Annotated in this window: 20 protein-coding genes and 1 pseudogene; 7 read left to right on the top strand and 14 right to left on the bottom strand. The window is 43.6% G+C overall.

The annotated features are described in order from the left end of the window. Positions 1–165, top strand: a pseudogene (locus B2863_RS02515) (trigger factor); the annotation flags it as partial. Positions 166–318: 153 nt separating this feature from the next. Here B2863_RS02515 and B2863_RS02520 read toward each other — a convergent pair. From B2863_RS02520 to B2863_RS02550, 7 genes are all read right to left on the bottom strand, one after another. Beyond that, positions 319–1,071, bottom strand: coding sequence for a HupE/UreJ family protein (locus B2863_RS02520; RefSeq protein ID WP_296207282.1), 753 nt, complete (start codon positions 1,069–1,071; stop codon positions 319–321). A gap of 50 nt (positions 1,072–1,121) precedes the next feature. Further along, complete coding sequence (gene ureG, locus B2863_RS02525) at positions 1,122–1,811, bottom strand: urease accessory protein UreG (RefSeq protein ID WP_296207283.1); 690 nt, start codon at positions 1,809–1,811, stop codon at positions 1,122–1,124. Positions 1,812–1,868: 57 nt separating this feature from the next. Continuing rightward, entirely contained in the window at positions 1,869–2,663 is a 795-nt protein-coding gene (locus tag B2863_RS02530) for an urease accessory protein UreF (RefSeq protein WP_296207284.1), read from the bottom strand. Next, complete coding sequence (gene ureE / locus B2863_RS02535; RefSeq protein ID WP_296207286.1) at positions 2,653–3,291, bottom strand: urease accessory protein UreE; 639 nt, start codon at positions 3,289–3,291, stop codon at positions 2,653–2,655. The genes B2863_RS02530 and ureE overlap by 11 nt, the downstream gene beginning before the upstream one ends. 90 nt (positions 3,292–3,381) lie before the next feature. Continuing rightward, positions 3,382–5,571, bottom strand: coding sequence for an urease subunit alpha (gene ureC / locus B2863_RS02540; RefSeq protein WP_296207288.1), 2,190 nt, complete (start codon positions 5,569–5,571; stop codon positions 3,382–3,384). Between the two features lie 56 nt (positions 5,572–5,627). Then, entirely contained in the window at positions 5,628–5,930 is a 303-nt protein-coding gene (ureA, locus tag B2863_RS02545) for an urease subunit gamma (protein WP_057761815.1), read from the bottom strand. Positions 5,931–6,048: 118 nt separating this feature from the next. Continuing rightward, positions 6,049–7,077, bottom strand: coding sequence for an urease accessory protein UreD (locus B2863_RS02550; RefSeq protein WP_296207289.1), 1,029 nt, complete (start codon positions 7,075–7,077; stop codon positions 6,049–6,051). 924 nt (positions 7,078–8,001) lie between these two features. Between B2863_RS02550 and clpP the strand changes: the two genes are divergently transcribed. From clpP to B2863_RS02565, 3 genes are all read left to right on the top strand, one after another. Next, on the top strand, positions 8,002–8,628 hold the full coding sequence (clpP, locus tag B2863_RS02555) for an ATP-dependent Clp endopeptidase proteolytic subunit ClpP (protein WP_197411852.1): 627 nt from the start codon (positions 8,002–8,004) through the stop codon (positions 8,626–8,628). 187 nt (positions 8,629–8,815) lie between these two features. Beyond that, positions 8,816–10,090, top strand: a complete 1,275-nt coding sequence (gene clpX / locus B2863_RS02560) for an ATP-dependent protease ATP-binding subunit ClpX (protein WP_057761822.1) — start codon at positions 8,816–8,818, stop codon at positions 10,088–10,090. Positions 10,091–10,416: 326 nt separating this feature from the next. Further along, positions 10,417–11,403, top strand: coding sequence for an SDR family NAD(P)-dependent oxidoreductase (locus B2863_RS02565; protein WP_296207290.1), 987 nt, complete (start codon positions 10,417–10,419; stop codon positions 11,401–11,403). Between the two features lie 160 nt (positions 11,404–11,563). On the opposite strand, the gene B2863_RS02570 is transcribed toward B2863_RS02565, so the two are convergent. The 3 genes from B2863_RS02570 to argS form a co-directional block, all read right to left on the bottom strand. Next, entirely contained in the window at positions 11,564–12,658 is a 1,095-nt protein-coding gene (locus B2863_RS02570; protein WP_296207293.1) for a PTS transporter subunit IIC, read from the bottom strand. Between the two features lie 125 nt (positions 12,659–12,783). Further along, positions 12,784–13,587 carry an SPOR domain-containing protein gene (locus B2863_RS02575; RefSeq protein ID WP_296207294.1) on the bottom strand — a complete coding sequence of 268 codons (804 nt, stop codon included), beginning with the start codon at positions 13,585–13,587 and terminating at the stop codon, positions 12,784–12,786. An 87-nt stretch (positions 13,588–13,674) separates the two neighbouring features. Then, entirely contained in the window at positions 13,675–15,504 is a 1,830-nt protein-coding gene (argS, locus tag B2863_RS02580; RefSeq protein ID WP_296207297.1) for an arginine--tRNA ligase, read from the bottom strand. Positions 15,505–15,882: 378 nt separating this feature from the next. On the opposite strand from argS, the gene B2863_RS02585 reads away from it, so the two are divergent. Beyond that, entirely contained in the window at positions 15,883–16,101 is a 219-nt protein-coding gene (locus tag B2863_RS02585; protein ID WP_057761830.1) for a DUF2788 domain-containing protein, read from the top strand. Positions 16,102–16,267: 166 nt separating this feature from the next. Here B2863_RS02585 and B2863_RS02590 read toward each other — a convergent pair whose 3' ends face one another. From B2863_RS02590 to cmoA, 4 genes are all read right to left on the bottom strand, one after another. Further along, positions 16,268–17,404 carry a DUF1176 domain-containing protein gene (locus tag B2863_RS02590; protein WP_296207299.1) on the bottom strand — a complete coding sequence of 379 codons (1,137 nt, stop codon included), beginning with the start codon at positions 17,402–17,404 and terminating at the stop codon, positions 16,268–16,270. Between the two features lie 34 nt (positions 17,405–17,438). Next, a complete protein-coding gene (gene cmoB, locus B2863_RS02595; RefSeq protein ID WP_296207300.1) occupies positions 17,439–18,485 on the bottom strand; it encodes a tRNA 5-methoxyuridine(34)/uridine 5-oxyacetic acid(34) synthase CmoB in 1,047 nt (348 codons plus the stop codon). A 101-nt stretch (positions 18,486–18,586) separates the two neighbouring features. Further along, on the bottom strand, positions 18,587–19,150 hold the full coding sequence (locus B2863_RS02600) for a hypothetical protein (RefSeq protein ID WP_296207301.1): 564 nt from the start codon (positions 19,148–19,150) through the stop codon (positions 18,587–18,589). A 31-nt stretch (positions 19,151–19,181) separates the two neighbouring features. Beyond that, positions 19,182–19,979 carry a carboxy-S-adenosyl-L-methionine synthase CmoA gene (gene cmoA / locus B2863_RS02605; protein ID WP_296207302.1) on the bottom strand — a complete coding sequence of 266 codons (798 nt, stop codon included), beginning with the start codon at positions 19,977–19,979 and terminating at the stop codon, positions 19,182–19,184. Positions 19,980–20,238: 259 nt separating this feature from the next. Here cmoA and msrA point away from each other — a divergent pair, with 259 nt between their 5' ends. Together msrA and tmpT are read left to right on the top strand one after the other, a co-directional pair. Continuing rightward, on the top strand, positions 20,239–20,760 hold the full coding sequence (msrA, locus tag B2863_RS02610; protein WP_296207304.1) for a peptide-methionine (S)-S-oxide reductase MsrA: 522 nt from the start codon (positions 20,239–20,241) through the stop codon (positions 20,758–20,760). 178 nt (positions 20,761–20,938) lie between these two features. After that, positions 20,939–21,631: a thiopurine S-methyltransferase gene (gene tmpT, locus B2863_RS02615; protein ID WP_296207306.1), complete on the top strand. Its 693-nt coding sequence runs from the start codon at positions 20,939–20,941 to the stop codon at positions 21,629–21,631. The last annotated feature ends 19 nt before the right edge of the window (positions 21,632–21,650 follow it).

The following is a 21,650-nucleotide window of genomic DNA, read 5'->3' on the forward strand; positions in this document are numbered from 1 at the left end:
ATCGAGTACTACACCAATGACAAGCAGCAGCGCGCTAACATTGAGTCTGTTGTACTAGAAGACCAAGTAGTAGATTACTTGATCGCACGAGGTAAAGTAACTGACAAAGAAGTTAGCTACCAAGACTTGCTAGCTGCTCAGCAACAACAGCAGCAAGCAATGTAATTGATACGACAAGCTGTCTTTTTAGATATGCTGTAGTCGGTTATCAAAACTAAAATGCGCCCCCGACCTTTTGATCGGGGGCGCATTTTTTATGGCGTTCGCTAGCTAAGTAAGTTCAGCAACAAACATCGTACTTGTACTATAAAGCGCGCTTTACACCAAAACAGGTGCGAATACAGCACTCAATCCTAGCAGCACTAGCCCGCGCTGTAACCATAAGCTATCACTAAAGCGTTGCTGCAACTGCTGACTAATCAGCGTACCAACTGCATATAGTGCTAGCATCGTGACCATCATCCCTGTATAAAAACCTAGCTGACCGCTTACACCGACATTCGCTGGTACTTCCATCGCATGTGCCATGCCATGAAATACTGCCAGACCACCAAAGCCAAATAGTGACACCTGCTGAATACTTGGCGTGCGTGCTGTATGAGTCTGGGCAGAGAACGCTTCTTGTCTGCTTTTCTGGCTCATCAAGACCATAGCCAATACGACCACCGACAGTGATATGGCCACTTCAATCAACCCAGATGATGCAGCAAACCCAACACCGCCAATCAGCACGCCAGCCGTGCCCAATATCGCGCCTAATGACAATCCTGCCGTCAACGACATCATGCCTAAGCGCTGCTTTTGTAGCCCATAAAACAACATGCCCATACCGACTGCCAAAAACAGATGATCAAAGCCAGTCACTGGATGCATCAGTCCTGCTTGCAACGTGCCTAAAAACGATGGCGCTTGCGCGGTAGTTGAGTGAATATGACCTGAATGCGCCTGCGCCAGTGATGGTAGTATTAGTGAGGTCATCATCACAGCCAAACCAGACATGATATGACGAGCTGAGAGCACTTGTGAAAAGCGAGAGCTTTCGGTGTGAAGACCTTTTGTACACTGTGTCATGCGGATTTTCCTTATTTTTTATATTTTAATAGTAAAAGCTCAGCTGTTCTTTAGGCAAGCATGCCATGTTCTTTAATAAAGGCGATAATCTCGTCTAGCCCATCACCTGTTTTCATATTGCTAAAGACAAAAGGTTTGTCGCCACGCATTTTTTTGGCATCGCGTTCCATCACTTCCAGCGACGCACCAACCATTGGTGCAAGGTCAGTCTTATTAATAATCAACAAATCCGACTTGGTAATGCCGGGGCCACCTTTACGAGGTATCTTATCGCCTGCAGAGACATCAATGACGTACAAAGTCAAATCAGACAACTCTGGGCTAAATGTCGCGGCTAGATTGTCACCACCTGACTCAATGATAATCAACTCTAAACCTTCAAAAGTTGCTTGTAACTCAGCAATCGCAGTCAGATTAATAGAAGCATCTTCGCGGATAGCCGTATGCGGACAGCCGCCCGTCTCTACACCGCGGATACGCTCAGCAGGCATGGCATCATTGCGGGTTAAAAACTCTGAATCTTCTTTCGTATAGATGTCATTGGTCACCACTGCCATATTGACCGTATCGCGCAAGTTTTGGCATAGCCTTAACGTCAAAGCAGTCTTACCACTACCAACTGGCCCACCAATACCAAGGCGTAAGCACGATAAGGCAGAAGATGGTTTCTGGCTGTCGCTATCAGTCTGTGCGTCTAATGCAGCGTGAGAGTTTTTTGATTTGAGCGAAGTTAGAGACATATTAATTTCCTAAAACAGTTTGTATATTAACAATTATAAATAGAAATGAAGGTACGGTTACGAGCGGAACAACCGGCTGTATTGCTCCTCATGCATACTCGAGAGGATAGCCAAATTCGGTAAATTATTCGAGATATTAAGCGATTCATAGAGGTCTTGGCATAACTGCTGACAGTCCGACTCTTCACTCTTATCTAAGGTATTCATAGTATTTATCGATGTGATTAAAGCATCAAAAGCCTGTTGCACATTGTCACTTAGAGCATCGACCTGAGCACCTAGATCGCTTTGCAATTGCCAAAGAATACGCTGACCCGCCATCTGTCCTAACGGCACTGTCTTAACAGCAGCGAGCACCATGTTCTCTAATTGCGCAAATCCATAAGTAGTCATTGACTGCGCTAGTGGCAGCTGCCAATGCTGAGCAATATGTGCAAATAGCGGCAAAAATCCATCTTCAGGTATTTCGGCCGGTATGCCAAGACTCAATACTTCGTTGAGCCACGACACCATCGCCTGTGCCAACTGCTGCGACTCCAGAACAAACTCTTTACTCTCGAGGCCAGCGTGATAGTCGTGTGCTAGATTTGCCGCTATCGCTTCACGACCTTGGCTTAGTGCACACATTATTAGCCCTAATACGGGCAGCTCGTAGCCAACCACTGCAAGCGCTAGATAGTCCTGCATAAATGTAAGCGTACTGGCTTCATCAGATACAACCCCTGACTCAATCGCTGACTCCACACCTTGCGAATAGGTATAGCTACCAATCGGCAAATTGCTAGATGCCAGCATCAATAGCTGCCCAAGTTGGGCAGACTGAGTAGGCTGAGCACTGGTATCAACCATCATTTGAACGACCTACAGGCGCATCATGATGATTATGGCTATGTTGATGTCCGTGGCTATGACTTTCATCATGGCTATGACTTTTCTTATGACTATGAGAGTCACTATGCGAATGTGCATGGGAGTGAGAGTGTCCATGTGAATGCCCTTGGCCCTTTTGATAAGCGCCGGTTTCAGGCTCAAATGGCACTGAGGTAGACTCGATATGTAGACCGAGGTTTTCTAACATTTGTGCAAGTACATGATCGTTTTCAAAATACAAGGCATAGCCTGCATCGCCCTGATCAAAACTGTGGTCAAACATCAATGGCACATGACGGTTGCCCAAATGATAAGCGCCTTTCATTAGTAAAAAGTCATTAGCAGCAGTCACCTTAGTCACGGCTTGTGGCTTGGCGATGACTTGCATCAACTCCCCTGATTCATTGATAAGAACATCATCACCTTTCAATACGCCTGTACGAGGTAGGTCAACACCGACTGCCTCACCTGAGACAGTAATGGCTCTAAAGCGGGAATGCTGACGAGTATCAAAGTCTAACAACAGATAATCGTCGGCTTGATACTGTTCTGCCAATTGTGCTTTTTGGATATCGCTAAGCGTACTTAAACGGGTATTAAATATTTTCATAAAAATAAGGCTCTGTTTACTGTTGCTCAAACTATTAAGGTATAAAACTTAAAATTTTAGAATACTAAAACACTTAGAATAACAAAGTGTTTAGAATAAAAAGTAACGCTGTGCCATGGGTAATACATCAGCTGGCTCGCAGGTGAGTGTCTTACCATCAGCACGTACTTCATAGGTCTCAGGATTGATATCCATATCTGGGCAGTAGCTGTTAAAGCGCATATCGCTTTTACGAATTTTACGAATACCGTGTACTGGCTGAATGACTTTGGTCAGCCCGAGCTGCTTATCCACTTGTTTGTCGATCGCCGCTTGCGACATAAAGGTAATGCTAGTTTGGGCAACCGATTTTGGATATGTCGCAAACATAGGACGATAATGCACAGGCTGAGGAGTAGGAATAGAGGCATTGATATCACCCATCGGTACCGCAGCGATGAGCCCACCTTTTATAATGCACTCAGGTTTTACCCCGAAAAACTTGGGCGACCATAGCACCATATCTGCCCATTTACCCACTTCGATTGAGCCGACCATATCGCTGATACCGTGAGTAATCGCAGGGTTTATTGTATATTTTGCGATATAGCGTTTGATACGGAAGTTATCGTTGTCCGCGCTTTGGTCATAGTCTGTCAAAGTGATGTACTGTTGCTCATCTTCAATAGTCGCTGTTGCATCTGGCGCTAGATGGCCACGTTGAACTTTCATTTTGTGCGCGGTTTGCCATGTACGAATGACCACTTCACCCACTCGCCCCATCGCTTGTGAGTCACTACTCATCATCGAGATAGCACCCAAATCATGCAAGATGTCTTCTGCGGCGATGGTTTCTTGACGAATACGACTTTCAGCAAAGGCTACGTCTTCAGCAATAGCAGGACTTAGGTGATGACAAACCATCAGCATATCGAGATGCTCATCAATGGTATTTACAGTGTATGGGCGCGTTGGGTTGGTTGAGGAAGGCAGCACATGCGACTCGCCAATGGCCTTTAGAATATCGGGCGCATGGCCACCGCCTGCCCCTTCAGTATGAAAAGTATGGATACAGCGGTCTTTAAAAGCAGCGAGTGTGCTCTCGAGATAGCCACTTTCATTTAAAGTATCGGTATGAATAGCCACTTGCACATCATAGTCGTCAGCGACACTCAAGCAGTTATCGATGGCTTGCGGGGTTGTACCCCAATCTTCATGTAGCTTTAGCCCTACGGCACCTGCTTCGATTTGCTCAGCAACGGGTTCTGGTACACTTACATTGCCTTTACCCAATAGCCCAATATTCATAGGAATACTATCGGTAGACTTTAGCATCGAGGCAATGTGATACGCCCCCGGTGTACAAGTAGTAGCGAGCGTTCCTTGAGCTGGCCCTGTGCCGCCGCCTAGCATCGTCGTAACCCCTGACATAAGCGCCGTCTCACACTGCTGAGGCGCGATAAAGTGAATATGACTATCGACGCCACCTGCTGTCAGGATTTTGCCTTCACCAGAGATGATTTCGGTAGCTCCGCCAATAGGAATATCGATGGCAGGCTGGATATCAGGATTACCCGCTTTGCCAATGGCACTGATACGACCGTCTTTGATACCGATATCTGCTTTATAAATGCCTGTATAGTCAACGACCAATGCATTGGTAATAACTGTATCGGCAACTTCCGCGCCTAGCAATTGTCCTTGCCCCATGCCATCACGGATGACTTTACCACCGCCAAATTTAACTTCTTCACCTTTGATTTCAATAGGCTTGCTGCTACTTTCACCACTTTGTGACGTATTCGCTTGATCAACAGCAGTATCTTTATGACTGGTTAAATCTGCTTCAACCTGTAGCCAAAGCTCAGTATCGGCAAGACGGACTTTATCACCTGTGGTAGGACCAAAATGCTCAGCATAAATACGACGACTGACTCGCTTCTGCGAAGTAGCAGTTACCTTTTTATCAGTAGTGCTCTCTGATATTTTGTCTGGATGAGCGGCGCCCATAACACGCCCAGCAAAACCATATACATCTTGCTTGCCAGCGTATGCTACCAATTCGACTTCCCGCGATTGGCCCGGCTCAAAACGTACGGCGGTCCCAGAGATAATATTGAGACGAAACCCCCGAGTCTGCTCTCTGTCAAAACTCAAGGCATCATTGACTTCATAAAAGTGATAATGCGAGCCGATTTGGATAGGTCTATCACCAGTATTACTGACACTGATAGTCTGCACCTGTCGCCCTTGGTTTAAGATAATATCGCCATCTTGGATATGGTATTCGCCTGCTTGCATGGTAGCCGCCTTATTTTATAGTGAGCATTTCAGTGCTATAACAATGGTATACAGCGTTACACGATGGGATTATGTACTGTGACCAGTTTGGTGCCATCAGGAAAGGTCGCCTCGATTTGCACTTCATCTACCATCTCTGCAACACCTTCCATGACATCATCAGCAGACAAATACGTAGCACCTTCACTCATCAGCTCGGCAACTCTTTTGCCATCTCGTGCGCCTTCCATCAGCAGCATACTGATATAGGCGATGGCTTCGGGATAGTTAAGCTTAACACCGCGATTTTTACGACGCTCAGCCACCATACCAGCCGTAAATAGCATGAGTTTGTCTTTTTCTGTTGGGGTCAGGTGCATGATGATTCCTTGTTGTACTTATCATTATATTTATAGCAGATTAGAGGTTTTCAAAGCATATGATATCGATTAAAAATAGTCGCAATATATCTTAGTTTCACTATTAAAAGTGGCCGTATTAAGTGTCCCAAATACGTGGACGACAAGGCTCAAGTTGCCACCAATGATCTCGCAAAACTTCTCTCAACTGATAAAACGCTTCAAAACAACCACGTACATCTGAGCCGATGTAGCGGATATTGATCGCTTGGCAATTATGCGTGCAGTAAACAGGCAATTGTGCTTGAGCAATGACTTGGCGCAATACTGCTACGGTGTTATCTAGATAGCGGGTTAATGATTGCTTGATAGTTGCTTGGGCTGTTTCGGTCGATTGCGTAGTCTGTGACGCGGAGAGTGCAAGATTGTCATGTACGTCGCTTAAGCTAGGTACTGCCCAAAACGATCCATAAATATGCTGGTTCGCTAATCCTAAATTTGAGGTAAACCAGCGATTTTGCGCTGCCTGTGCCACTCGCTCAGCAACGATAACCTTACCATCTCGGTAGATGTTCAAACCAGTATGATAACGCCCTTGCAAAAACTGCTCGTCGTAAGCTTGCCGCCCAAATACGCTAATCTCCCATGTCAGTAAGCTAGATGAATCCGTCAAATCGAAGCGACTCACTGCATGCATATTGGCTTCGTTGTAAATAATACTCTCTTGGGGCAGCCATTCTAAACGGGTATGTGCTGCGAGTTTGGCCTGTACATGTTGGCTCGCATAGGCAGCTATTTCATTTTGACCCATACTTTGGTGAGCATCGTCGCTGCCTAGCGAAGATTTATATTTTTGACTGACACTGTCTTTGCCGTACCATTTACCTGCCCCTGGTGTGGTGATAACAGCGTGGCTACCACTATCCAAACTTAGGTCTATGGTCAGTGTATCGCCGCCTGCGATACCTGCTGGCGGGTACAACATCAGTATGTGACAAATACCCTGCTGTACGCTTGGCTCAGGATACAGAGCACGCTGTACCATTAAGGCACCCGTGTGCTTACGATGATAAAGCCGCGTTTTTGAGTTATCAGCCGTACCTTCTTTGGCCGTACTTGTACTGCTAACAGTGTCAAAGCTTAATGCTAAAGAAGAGGCCCAGCTCATTTTATATACTCATTTACCAATTAAATATGTTTCAGTATTTTATATAACAGCTATCATTTGCTAACCGTTAAAAACTCTCTTGCCAATCGTTAACTACAGTTCATTCGCTACAGCAATGTCAGAATAACAGCGAAGAAATACAGCGTACACCATTTGTCGTGCACAGCGCACCATGATAAATCAAAGCGTCAATATTTTTATTGATACAAGCATTGTGCCAACCCTTGATAGCAGATAATCAAATAAAAACCTTAGCAACTCAAAACCTTGATTTGTCTGCGCTTTTTTTTATTTAACTTAAATGATAAAAATAACCGTATATTTCTAGCTATTTTCTAAACGTTTTTTGAGCATTATCTATTTATAAAATCAGCAGATATTTGCACCAAAACAGTACATTTTGTCCATAACAGTGCATTTTTTAGCGTTATTGTTAGCGCAATACCCTCTGAAGACATTAGATAAGCAAAAATACTAAACGCATAACTATTTGCAGACTTAGTCAGTAAGATAGGTGGATTGTAGGGCTATTAATCAGGTATTCTATGTTAGAAAGTCAGGTTAAACATGATTTACGCTATTTGTATCGATACAGATACTGTCGATACAGGTACTATCAATATCTGTACGACTTGATAATAGATAAGATAGTATTTATCTACTTCTAGACGTATTTTTAGTATAAGTTTCAATATAAGCAATGAGTCCTAGACATATTGGAGGGTCACTTTTTCAGCTATTTTATGCACAAACCCGTTTTATAGGCTTGAATAGTGAGCGCAGCCCCCTTATAAACAACCCATTAGTCAAAAACTACTAGACAATAAAATCATTCAATCCATTTTTATTTTATACATTTATCGATAGGACTTTTCTATGACAGATTATGATCGCATCACTGCCAACCCGCATTTTGATATGCTGATGAGTGCGCACAAAGAAGTACAGACCACACAAGCGGCTTTAGTACCTATGGTGGTTGAACAGTCCTCACGCGGTGAACGCTCGTTTGATATTTTTTCACGTCTATTACGTGAGCGTGTTATCTTTTTAACCGGTCAGGTCGAAGACAACATGGCTAACCTTATCGTTGCCCAGTTGCTATTTTTAGAAGCTGAAAACCCTGACAAAGATATCCATTTGTATATCAATTCACCAGGTGGCTCAGTAAGCGCTGGCTTGGCTATTTTTGATACCATGAACTTCATCAAACCTGAAGTATCTACTATCTGTATGGGCGGTGCTTACAGCATGGGTTCATTCCTATTGGCCGCTGGTCAAAAAGGCAAGCGTTATTCACTTGCTAATGCTCGCGTTATGATTCACCAGCCTTCAGGCGGCGCGCAGGGTCAAGCAACAGATATCGAAATTAATGCTCGTGAAATCCTTAAAACTCGTGCACGTCTAAATAGTATCTTAGCTGAGCGCACTGGTCAGCCAGTAGAGAAAATCGAAAAAGACGTTGAGCGTGATTATTGGTTAGATGCACAAGAAGCCAAAGAGTATGGTTTGGTTGACGAAGTATTAGAGCGTCGTCCTGAATCTTTGTAATCTAAGCATTAAAGTGATGCCTCTTCATTGAGAGTGCAATCATAAGACCTTTTATAGTTTATTTGCCGTACAGTAAACCGTTATCAATGTCATACCTGATCTATTAAAAGGTATGACCATTGAATGAATACGATAGTTGACATACTACAAATAAACTAACCAGTTTTAAATTTTAGGAGCGCCTTTTATGGCAGAAGATAATACCCCGCAGTGTTCGTTTTGCGGTAAAGCCAAAAGCGATGTACAGCAACTGATTGCTGCTGACGATGCCAATATCTGTAATGAATGTATCGAGCTATGTACTGACTTAATCGCAGACAGCGCAGAGCACGGTGATGACGATAGCGAAGTAGACACTTCTTGGGTTAATAAAAAACTACCAACGCCAAAAGAGCTGCGTGCCAAGCTTGATGAATATGTCATCGGTCAGGACGCCGCCAAAAAAGCATTGGCTGTTGCCGTCTATAACCATTACAAACGTCTAAAAGTTAGCCAAACGCTAGCCAACGACAGCAAAAAAGCCAAAATTGGCGCTGACGATGCAATGGTAGAATTGGCTAAGAGTAATATCTTGCTAATCGGTCCGACTGGTTCTGGTAAGACGCTACTTGCACAAACCTTGGCTCGTCTGCTAGATGTACCTTTTGCGATGGCTGATGCCACGACCTTAACAGAAGCTGGTTATGTTGGTGAAGACGTTGAAAACATCGTACAAAAGCTACTTCAAGCTTCTGACTATGATGTAGCCAAAGCTGAGCAAGGTATCATCTATATTGATGAAATCGACAAAATCAGTAAAAAAGGCGACAACCCATCTATCACGCGTGATGTGTCAGGTGAAGGCGTGCAGCAAGCGTTGCTTAAGCTAATCGAAGGTACTGTGGCTGCTATCCCGCCGCACGGTGGTCGTAAGCATCCGCAGCAAGAGCTGATCCAAGTGGATACCAGCAACATCCTAATCATCGTTGGTGGTGCGTTTGCTGGACTTGATAAAGTCATTCAGCAGCGCACCGAAAAAGGCGGTATTGGCTTTAACGCTGATGTCAGCTCAAAAGACGACAGCCGTCGCAGCTCAGACTTGCTACAAGAAGTCGAGCCAGAAGATTTGATCAAGTTTGGTCTGATTCCTGAGCTAATCGGTCGTCTACCTGTACTTGCGGCACTGCAAGAGCTAGATGAAGCGGCCCTAGTACAAATCCTGACTGAACCTAAGAACGCACTGGTAAAACAGTACAAGTACTTGTTCGATATGGAAGGTGCTGAGATTAGCTTTACTCAAGAAGCCCTAGATGCCATCGCCAAAAAAGCAATGGAACGCAAGACAGGTGCTCGTGGTCTACGTTCTATCGTAGAAAATGCGCTGCTTGAGACTATGTATGAGCTACCTTCTATGGAAAATGCTAAAACTGTAATGGTTGATGCGGACGTTATCAATGAAGGTAAAGTACCTAAAATTGCTTAATTTATAATTAATATAAATAGTCCGTTATCATTAACGGACTACTAAAGAGCGTCTGGCTAAATTAGCTCAGGCGCTTTTTTTATGCCTATTATTTAACCAATTTGTCTGTTGGATAGCTTGCCTACCAGATAACTCGTCTACTGAAAATTAGGGACATTCATTACTTCTGTCCTGAAATGACAGCAGCGTTTATTAATCGCTAGCAGACATCAGCACAAACCATGCTAATGTAGATAGTCTGTCTTGACCTTTATACTTTATTTCTATATACCGCAAGATATAGTCCGTACAACCCATATGATTAATAAGACAAAGGATTGTTTATTATGTTCAACCATGTGACCGCTATGGCGACTTCATTACGCCAAAACCTACCGTTTTCTTCTAACCGTACCTCATTGGATGACTCAGACGTTGCATCCTACTATCGCAATCATGTCGCTGCCATTACGGGCGCAGGCTCTGGTATGGGGCGTGAGCTGGCCATTCATTTAGCAAAAATGGGCTGTCATGTTGCACTATCGGACATCAATCCTGAACAACTGGCAGCGACCAAACAGTTACTTGCCAATTATGATATCAACGTCACGATGACCGTACTCGATGTGTCAGACAATACAGCCGTAGAAGCATGGGCTGATAGCGTCATGAGCGATCATGGCAAAGTAAATTTTATCTTTAACAATGCAGGTGTCGCACTCTACTCTACCGTCGAAGGCAGTAGTATTAGTGAGCTTGAATGGGTAATGAACATTAACTTTTGGGGTGTGGTTTACGGTACTAAAGCGTTTTTACCGTTAATCAAAAACAGCGTTAAACAAAGCCAATTTGGCGAGCATGGACATATTATCAATATCTCAAGCCTGTTTGGTTTGACCGCTCAGCCATCACAGTCTGCCTATAACTCTAGCAAATTTGCCGTACGCGGCTTCACAGAGAGCTTACGCCAAGAGCTAAACATTCAAAATTGCGGGGTATCAGCGACTTGTATCCATCCGGGCGGGATCAAAACAAATATTGCCAACAGCGCGCGCGGCAATGAGAGCATCCATGATATTGGCATGAGTACTGGGCCCAAAGCTATCAGAAGTTTTAATAAGTTCTTAAAATTCGATGCCAATGAAGCGGCTTGGATTATCCTACAGGCAGCAGCGACCAACCAGCAGCGCTGCCTGATTGGTAACGATGCCAAGATGATTGATGCCATTCAGCGGGTATTTCCCTCACACTATAGCCAAGTGCTTAACGACTTTCATCAATTATCCCGCAAACTAAAACCACGTCGTCATAAGAAGCTAAAGACGGTTGAATAATATTTTCTAAGTATATTTTGCATCATGAAAAATTGATAAATTTATATATAAGAAGCCCAGCTATAGTCGTAGCTGGGCTTTTTGAAAGTTGCCATTATTGATGAAGGATAAGACTGAATTTTGAGACTGGTGATGATATTTTAACTCAATACTTCAAAGATTAAGGCAGCTTCATATCACCAGCGACTAACCAGCCCATACGGCGCATGATATAAGCCACTAACCCTGCAATCACTGCAGGCAATATAAACATCAATAGAATAATAGCTGCCCACAGCTGACCCGTGCTCATAATCTCTTGTGACGCCTCAATCACTCCAAACACACCGACCAAACCAGCAGTACCCATACCCGCGCCTGTCGCGGTACAAGCTAATCCAAAACCAACGGTCGCGATAGGCCCAACGATAGCACTAGCAATGACAGCAGGCAGTAAAACGATGGGCTTTTTAAGCACGTTAGGGATTTGCAGCATACTGGTACCCAAGCCCTGAGAGATGACACCACTAACGCCATTGTCTTTAAAACTTGCAACAGCAAAACCAATCATATGCGCGGCACAGCCTACTACTGCTGCCCCGCCCGCCAATCCACCAAGCCCAATAGCAATACAAATAGCTGCACTTGACGTTGGCAGAGTCAGTAAAATGCCAACTACTACAGCGATGACGATACCCATTAGCAGTGGTTGTAATTCAGTAGCAGCATGAATACCCTGACCGATAGCTGCGACCCCTGCTACGATAGGCGGGTTGAGCAGCGCACAGACTAATAGTGCGACGCCGCACACCACTAAGGGCACCAATAAAATATCAAGCTTCGTCTTCCCAGCGACCCAAGTGCCAGCACGATAAGCAAACACAGAGGTCAAATAAGCACCGATTGGATTACCTGGTAATGCTACAAAGGTTGCAGGCCCACCCACTTGCGGCGTAAAGAGCGTTCCTGCCATTAGTGCTTCAGAATGAGCACCAAGCATACCTGCTACGAGACAGCTAAGCATCACTAGCGTTGGCGCTTTGAGATAATAAGCGATACCTACACCGATGCCAGCACCCATCAATATCGAGGCAAGCTTTCCGACCGCGACTAATGCTGGCAAATCTAACCAACCACCGATTTGCGAGATAATCAGACCTGCGATCAATGTGACAAATAGCCCTAAAGCCATACCAGTAAAAGCATCGATAAAGTATTTTTGAAAGAACGCTTTAATGATGCTTGCTTGCGGTGTTACTGAGTTAGATACTGTCATAGCCATACTCTTAATGGATGTTTAATAGGGTAAAACAGCTAGAAAGCTTTTGATAAAATAAAGAGATAAAAAAAGCGTCATTACGACGCTTTTTTGATAAATACAATAACTATAAACGACTGAATCTAGCGACGCTGTTCAACGATAATAGAATCTATACCATTGTTTTGTAGGCGCTGCTGTGCTGTCGTTACTGCTTGACGGTTATTCAAAGGACGCGAGATGACTTGATAAATTGGCAAGCCATTACCCGTCGTGTTCTTGACCACGCGAGCATCAACACCCGCCATTAGTACTTGCGCACGGCGACGATCCGCTTCATCTGCATCACTAAAGCTATTAATCTGCAAGATATAGGTCGCTGCAGGTTTGGCAGCTTGGATGCTGGCCGTACCTGCTGCTGTATTATTATTGCGGGTTGTAGCGTTGCTAGTAGCAGGCGGCGTACCATCATAAGTTGCATCTTCTTCAACGACAACGATATCCTCACTAGACCCAGCATTATTACTACCAGCAGGTTCGACAGTCGCATTTTCCGAACCACCGAAGCTGCCGGTTTCTGTACTGCCTGCATTGCTCTCTGGTTGAGTAACGACGACGTCTGGTTCAAACGCACCGATATCACCTATTTGATCATTATCAATATCAGCGATATCTTCATCAGGGATGGTTGCCATCTCTTGATTTGGCAAAATATCGTAGAACTCATAATCGCCATTGTCGGTATCAGTATCCACACGTGGCTGTACTTGGCGATCAGGGTCATTCTCAGCACTACCATCAGCGGGGCTGAAATTGAATAATGGTGAGAGGTAGATAAACACCCCGATCATAAGGGTCAATACGGCCCCAACAAACATCCACAATAAGCCTGATACGCTACTTGATTTGCGCTTTTCTGTTGCGCCTTTAGGTTTTTTGGCTAGCATGGATCTCGTTCTCCCTACTGGATTTAACTATCATCATCGAATTAATGCTATCAGCTGTCTATACTCATGTCACATTTTAGAAAAGTACTACATGCTAGACGGTGCAGACAAGCCTAGCAGACTAAGGCCATTTGCTAATACCTGTCTAACGGCTTTTGACAGACGCAAACGTGCTTGCATTAAGTCTAGCTCATCCTGACTTGGCGTTTCACCTGACGTCAAGCTCATTGGCAAGATACGATTGGTGTCATACCAACCATGGAACAATGCCGCCAGCTCTTTTAGGTAGTTGGTCAAGACGTGCGGTTCATAACCAGTCGCTGCACGAAGTAACGTCGCTGGATATCCTGCTAACAGTTTAATCAGCTCGTCTTCGTTTGGCGCACTTAGCAAGTCTTGATGTGCCAAACCAATGGCATCATCTACGGTCAAATCGTAGGTTGCCAATTTTTCTAACACGCGGCAAACGCGCGCATGAGCATACTGAATATAATACACTTGATTGTCTTTGCTTTGTGATTTGGCAAGTTCTAAGTCAAAATCTACATGCACTTCAGGCTTACGCGCTACATAGTAGAATCGTGCAGCATCGTTACCGACTTCTGCACGTAGCTCACGCAAGGTCACAAACTGACCAGAACGCGAAGACATTTGTACTTTTTCACTACCGCGCCATAACGCCACAAACTGTACAAGCACCACGTCAAGGCGTTCTGCATCGATACCAAGGGCTAGTAGAGCGGCTTTTACGCGTGGGACATAACCATGGTGGTCTGCGCCCCAAACGTTAATGACTTTATCAAAGCCGCGATCAAACTTGTTTTTATGATAAGCGATGTCAGAAGCAAAATACGTCGACTGGCCATTGGCACGGCGTACCACACGGTCTTTTTCATCGCCAAAATCGGTCGATTTAAACCAGATGTTGCCGTCTTTTTCGTATAGATAGCCTTTGTCATCTAGTATCTGTAGGACAGGCTCAATCTCGCTATCGATAGATCTTTCGCTAAACCAGCACTCATAGCTCACACCAAAGTCATTTAAGTCATCTTTGATATCCGCCAAAATGCTGCTCAATGCTGCGTTTAAAAATAACGCATAGCTGTCACCTAGCAATGATTTGCTATTGGCAATCAAGCCATCAATATGTGCTTCTTTATCACCTGAGATAACGGTCTTTTCGCCGTCAGCATTAATCTCAAACTGAGCATCTTCTGGCACATCTTTGGCAACGTCTGCAAAACTATGTACATAGCTATCGCCATGTTGTGTTTTTAGCGTCTGGGCAATATCACTGACATAATCACCTTGATAGGCATTAACTGGGAAAGTTATCTCTTCACCATTTAGCTGTAGATAGCGCAAATATGTACTGGTGGCTAAGATGTCCATTTGACGACCAGCATCATTGACATAATATTCACGCGTGATGTCATAGCCAATAGCTTCTAACAAGTTAGCGACGCTCATGCCAAATGCAGCACCGCGACCGTGACCAACGTGCAGACTTGACGTTGGATTGGCAGAGACGAATTCAACTTGGACTTTTTGCCCATCGAACTGATTGCTCAAGCCAAAGCGATCTTGCAATGTAAAGATATCGTCCAATACAGAAAATTTAGCTTCCGAGTTTAAGAATACGTTGATAAACCCTGGTCCTGCGATTTCTACTTGGCGAATATCTTGATTGTCAGGCAATGCGCTGACGATTTTTTCAGCAAGTTGACGCGGGTTAGCCTTGGCCGCTTTCGCTGCCGTTAGCGCGATATTACTGGCAAAATCACCGTGACTTAAATCTTTTGTACGGGTGATTTGACTATTATTTTGCCAATCGCTTGGTAGCGTACCATCTGCTTGTAGGGTTTGAATTGCATCGTTAAATAGGGATGCAAGCGTATCAATTTGGGCTTGTGACATAGGAATTTGAACTCAATTAAATAAACAACAAAAACGGTGCGAATGCGAGCAATCGATAACTGCTTATTATAATAGCGACCGACATTGCAGGGATAGAATAATGTAAAAAGATAAGTAACCTGTAAATATAACAATCTTTGCGCTTTATTGCACCATTTGCGCCAAAATTAGCACTAAAATCTTACCGTTATCAGGATTTGGGCTGACTAATATCAATGATGCAAAACTGATAAATAACTCATAACGTGAATTGTAGCGTTACTGTTGCTCAATACTGGGCAGTCGTTTATACCTGACTGCTTCCACGTTATAATAATGGTTTGTACGGCTCTTCTAAAATATAGAAGACACGTTACTACTCTATTATAGGATTACGCCATGTTTGCTATTGCCGCCAGTACTGTCACCAGTTGGGGACTGTACGTCTTGTTGCCGATATTCATCGCTTTCTTGTTTTTTATTATGTGGGATATCTCTAAAAAGTCTGATGCTGGGCGCGCTGGTACTTTTTGGATCTTCTTAGCCCTAGGCGCAGGTTCTGTTGGTTTTATCCTAAAGATAGTTATGGAAGTCGCGTTCAAAAAATGGTTAATATAATTAGCCATTTTCATCACTATCTTTTGATATCACTTAGGACATGAATAGCAAAACTGAAAATGTAATATACAGCCTATGACTGCTGCGCTTGATAAGGTATCAGTCATTTAAATCAAGGCCTTTTAAATAAAGGCTTCTTAGATCAAAGCCTTTTAAATTAAAAAAGCTACTGAGCCTTAGCATTATTCTCTATGACCTGACTCACATACGTTGGTAGGTCCCACGCTCCACCAGCAAAACCTCGGCACATGCCCCTACTAGACTCTTCACTCTTAGCAAATGTCTCACCATTCCATATCCATGCAGTACGGCTCCAGCAATCACCAATGCCTCGATCTTTATGAGTGGCCGAAATCTCACCATCGAAATAATCATTTCCCGCTGTCGTGATAAGCGTAGGCTTGCTAGGTTTTGCATTATCAATGAGCCAATAGCCATTACTAAAATTGTAAGCGCCTAGCCAGCAACTATGAGTGGCTAACGTATAGCGATCATCAACCGGTATAAAGTCCCAACCAAGCATCGTAGAGCCATACTCTGACATCCGCTGATATGTCTCAGTTTTTGGGTTAATCAGCTCACAATCGCCCATCACGTCCTTGGACCCTATAAGCTGCTCGGCATTAATATCGACCCAGTTATCAATATTTTTCTGAAAATGCGCTAGCTTTGATGGAACAAGTGTTTTGTTGTCTTTTGCTGAATACGCAAATGCTTTTTTAATGATTGGTTTTGGTAGAGCTGCTTTAGGACGTTGACGATTTGGGTGGTTCTTACTAACCAATGCTATCGGCGTCCCTACCCGACCTTGCACATCGTCTAGTTTAAGCAATACGGCTGACATGCCTTTATCGCTGATCTGCCAGTGGTTGTCGCCCGCTCTAATCGCTATCTTGGTCGCTATACGAGCATGATCAAGCAGTGCTTGAGTCTGCTTGGCTGACAGGTCATATAGTAGACTGTCTTCTTTATTAGGTTGCAGCACACCATAGTTTTTGTTGTTCAGCCAAAGCTCAGCAAGCTTAAGATCATCTAGCGGCACTTCTGAGATAAACTGAATTTGCGCTTTTGACAGAGCTACTTTTGGCAACGCTGTGAGCAATATTGAGGCAGGCTCATCTATTAGTGCTTCACTAGCGTAACCAGCCGCTCGACAAGTCCGCGTATTATCACAAACCACTTGCCAGTCGTCTTGTACAAAGCCCCAGCCTTCGGATACAGTTCCATAACCTGCCATAGCAGGTAGCGATAGCAAGCTGATGGTAGCTACAATCAAAGTCTTTGATGTCTTCAATGTCTTCATAGTGCTTTCCTTATGTTAGCTACCACCATCAATGCTATTTTTTGGCAATCAAAGTCGCACGCATGGGAGCAGGATATCCTTCGACGGTCTGAGTAGAATCATTAGGATCCAAGAAATCTGCTAGCGAATGATAGGTCATCCATTCGGTTTTGCGCTGCTCTGCCGTCGAAGTCACTGCCACATCAACGCAGCGTACCTCTGAGAATCCTGCTTTCTCTAACCAGCCAATTAATGCTGCCACCGATGGCAAGAAATAGACGTTATTCATCTGCGCGTAGCGGTCGTGTGGTACCAGCACAGTATTGGCATCACCTTCAATCACCAACGTCTCAAGTACCAGCTCACCACCTTTGACTAACTGTCCTTTAAGTTGTTGTAAATGCTCAAACGGTGACTGGCGATGATAAAGTACGCCCATGCTAAATACGGTATCAAACAGTTGGCTGTGCTCAGGTAACGCTTCAAGCGGTACAGGAATATAATGCGTCCGATAGCTACCTGTAACACTAGCGTCTGCGGCACCAACGAAATGACGAATCGCCATAAACTGATGATAAAACAAACATGACGGATCAATAATAATAACCGTATCCGCGCCAGCCCCTGCCATGCGCCAACCATGATAACCGGAGCCACCGCCCACATCCAATACGCGGCGACCGTCCAATCTACTTAAATGCGGCGCAACACGTTTCCATTTCCAATCACTATGCCACTCGGTATCAATCTTAATACCTGACTCATCATCGCCGATTTGACCGCCAATCTGAAATGGCCCTTTGCGCCATGGCATCAACTGCTTTAATAACGCTGTTGTTTGTTTGCGCTGAGACTCATTTAGATCTGCCTCAATCGTCAATGTATCGCTGTTTAGATCGACATTATTGACGGCCAAGTTTGGCAAACGAGCGACTGATGCTTGGTAAGCAGGCGCGTGCGCATAGTTAGCTTTGTCTTTTATATCACCTAGCCACGTTGGTAATTGTTTGAGCCATTCATAAGCGCTCGGCTGCTGCTGTGCCAGCTCTAGTAGAGTTAGATACAATTCACGTTCGGCGTTGATGATAGTGTCGTTGAGCATAAAAGCAGGTTACCGTATTGATTGTTATTTAAATGAATAAAATTAAAAGGGTTAAAAGAAGAAGATGAGTCTAGATATATAAGTTCTTTGAAAGTCGTGAACTACGCATGTCCTTGCAGAATTTCCGCTTCACTACGAAAGTCCTCATATTCAAAAACACCATCACTATTATCCTGACTTTTGAAAACAATTTTGCCTTCTTCTAACCAATGTAAGACATTTTTAGCATCCTCAATAATCTCGGGATAAAACTCATTTAAGATACTATCCATACTACTGTTTGATACCGATGTATCGATGTCTGTTAGGCGAACTCCATATACCATCCCTAGCCTATTGAGAAAATTATAACCATCGTAATAGAGGTGGTACATCATATAAATCACATCACAACACTTATCATCTCTATCAATAATTGAGTTTAAGTACCCTTTTATGCGATCAGCTTCAAATTTATAAAAATGGACGTATTGCGCAAAACTATCATAAAAACGGTAATAAAAATTATCTTCAGAACTATAATTAAATGAAATCAGTTCAAGATACAAATCAGGGTTGCTAGACTCTAATACATCATCTTCATATAACCATTGCTCAAATGATTGTATGCTCATTTTTTGTGTTAATACTTGATGAATATTTTGTTCAGCTATAGATGGAATCATATTAGTGCCTTGTTAGCTCCCAAAATCAACTCTATTTAAACGCCACAATAGAAACGAAGTTCAAAAACTGAAACCATGTCAGATGACGCGCAAACCCAACTTGATCTAACCGTGCATGATGCTCATCTAATGTGTCAGTAATCAGCACATTTTCTAACGCATTACGCTTGCCACTGATTTCCATTTCGGTATAGCCATTGGCACGTTTGAAGTCGTAATAACGCTCCACCAACCACGCATCATATTGCTCATCAAACGCATGGGTTTTTTCAGTCAGTACCAATATGCCGCCTTCGCTCAATGCCGCATAAATCTTCTCTAGCACTGCTACCCTATCAGCAGCTGGCAAAAACTGTAGCGTCAAGTTCAAGATCACCATGTCGCACGGCTCAAGCTCAATATCGCGGATATCTGCTGTGATTACTTCGATGTCATGCTTAAGATAATTCTCACTCAATAACGTGGTCGCCTCTGTCGTCATCGCTGGTGAGATATCAATTGCTTTAATTTGCAAGTCTTGCGGGTCGAACTCACCAGCTAGCGTCATACTGGCTGCACCCAATGAACAGCCTAAATCATAAACACGACTAACACGCTGACCACTATCGCTCTGCTGGCGATACTTACAATGACGACGGGCAAATATGGGTAACATAGCTAGTACCTGACCATAACCAGGTACACTGCGACGAATCATGTCAGGAAAACAAGCCACCACTTGCTCATCAAATGAAAAGCGTGCGGCCTTATCCAGTGGCGTAGTAAACGGTTTATCAAATAGGGTGTCATGTTTGATAGCAGGCTGGGATTGGCTCATGGGATGACTCATTTTTTAGAATAGAACTGAAATTAAGAATTACTTGGTGAATTTTGCTTGGTAGTTCGCTTGTCATTATCAGTTGATAAAGAAGCAAGATAGCAAAAGCCCATTATAACATTACTGTTTGTTACTTATCGCCTTTGGCTTGCCTGCTAAGCTGAATAAATAGTGCTAAGGGTAATGAGACGTTTGAAAGAAGCATTGAAAAACGAGAGCATCACTACCAAATATAGCGCTTGACCCATATTTATAATAATAGGAAAAAATTATGCAAACGATCGTATTAGGTGGCGGCTGCTTCTGGTGCACCGAGTCTGTATTTTTATCGGTAAAAGGTGTGCAATCTGTCGTCTCAGGCTACATGGGCGGCGATGCTGTCTCTGCTAACTATGAAGCTGTCTGTAGTGGAACGACTGGCCATGTCGAAGTCATCAAAGTCGAATTTGATGACTCTATCGTCCCGTTAGAAGTAATACTCGATGTCTTTTTTGCCACGCATGATCCCACTACGATGGATCGTCAAGGCAATGACGTTGGTAGTCAATATCGCAGCGTGGTCTTTTACACTGAAGATAGTCAAAAACCGACTGTTGACCGTACCATTAACAAATTACGCGATATGGGTGTCAATGTGGTGACGGAAGTACATCCTGCCGTTGAATTCTATCAGGCAGAAGACTCACATCAAGATTTCTTCAACAGAAATCCAGGACAGGCTTATTGCAACTTTGCAATTCCACCAAAGCTCGCCAAACTGCGTAAAGAATTTAGCAAATATATGGTTAGTTAAATGAGGGTTCGCTAAATTGAATAAGACATTATTTATTCAAAAAGTTTCTTAGCCCAATGTTAGATATCAGCCAAACACTTATACTATAGGTGTTTGGCTTTTTATTAGTTATCCCTTTTATATATCAGATCAATATTAGAACCTTATATATAAAAACTTGCAAATAGAGGATCACAGCATGAACCCTGAGTTTTGGCACAAACGTTGGCAAGAAGGTCGCATTGGATTCAATCAATCTACGGTCAATCCATTGCTGACTGAGTACTTTAACCGCCTCAATCTAACTGCGGGTAGCCGCATTTTTGTGCCGCTTTGTGGTAAATCTATTGATATGGTTTGGCTAGCGACGCAAGGCTATGACGTGGTGGGCATTGAGTTGGTCGAAACAGCCGTACAAGAATTCTTTGCTGAGCAGAACATACAACCTACTGTCTATCAACAGGCAGACAACCCAATGATTAAATACTATCAGGGCCAATTGTCGGGACAAATCATCACTTTATGGGTTGCTGATATCTTTGCACTGACCGCTAAAGATATTGGCTCTATTGATGCAGTATATGATAAAGCGGCATTAATCGTCCTACCAGACGATATGCGTGTGAGATATAGTGAGCAAGTGCGGAAACTTAGTAACAATACCAGTAAAGTTGATGGTGCTAACAATGAAATAACACCGCAGCTTTTACTCACGCTAAATTACGATCAGCGTAAAAAGAATGGACCACCCTTCTCTATTAATGCCAACCAACTAGAGCAGTATTATAGCGATCACTACCAAATCTGTGAGCTAGCAAGCGTGCCTTCTTCTATAGGTTCTGCACCTGATATCACCGTCAAAGAAAATGTTTGGCTATTGAGCAGTAAATAAAAAACTCATATAACCTTTA

Source organism: Psychrobacter sp. UBA3480, assembly GCF_002377945.1.
In the GTDB taxonomy this organism is placed as follows: domain Bacteria; phylum Pseudomonadota; class Gammaproteobacteria; order Pseudomonadales; family Moraxellaceae; genus Psychrobacter.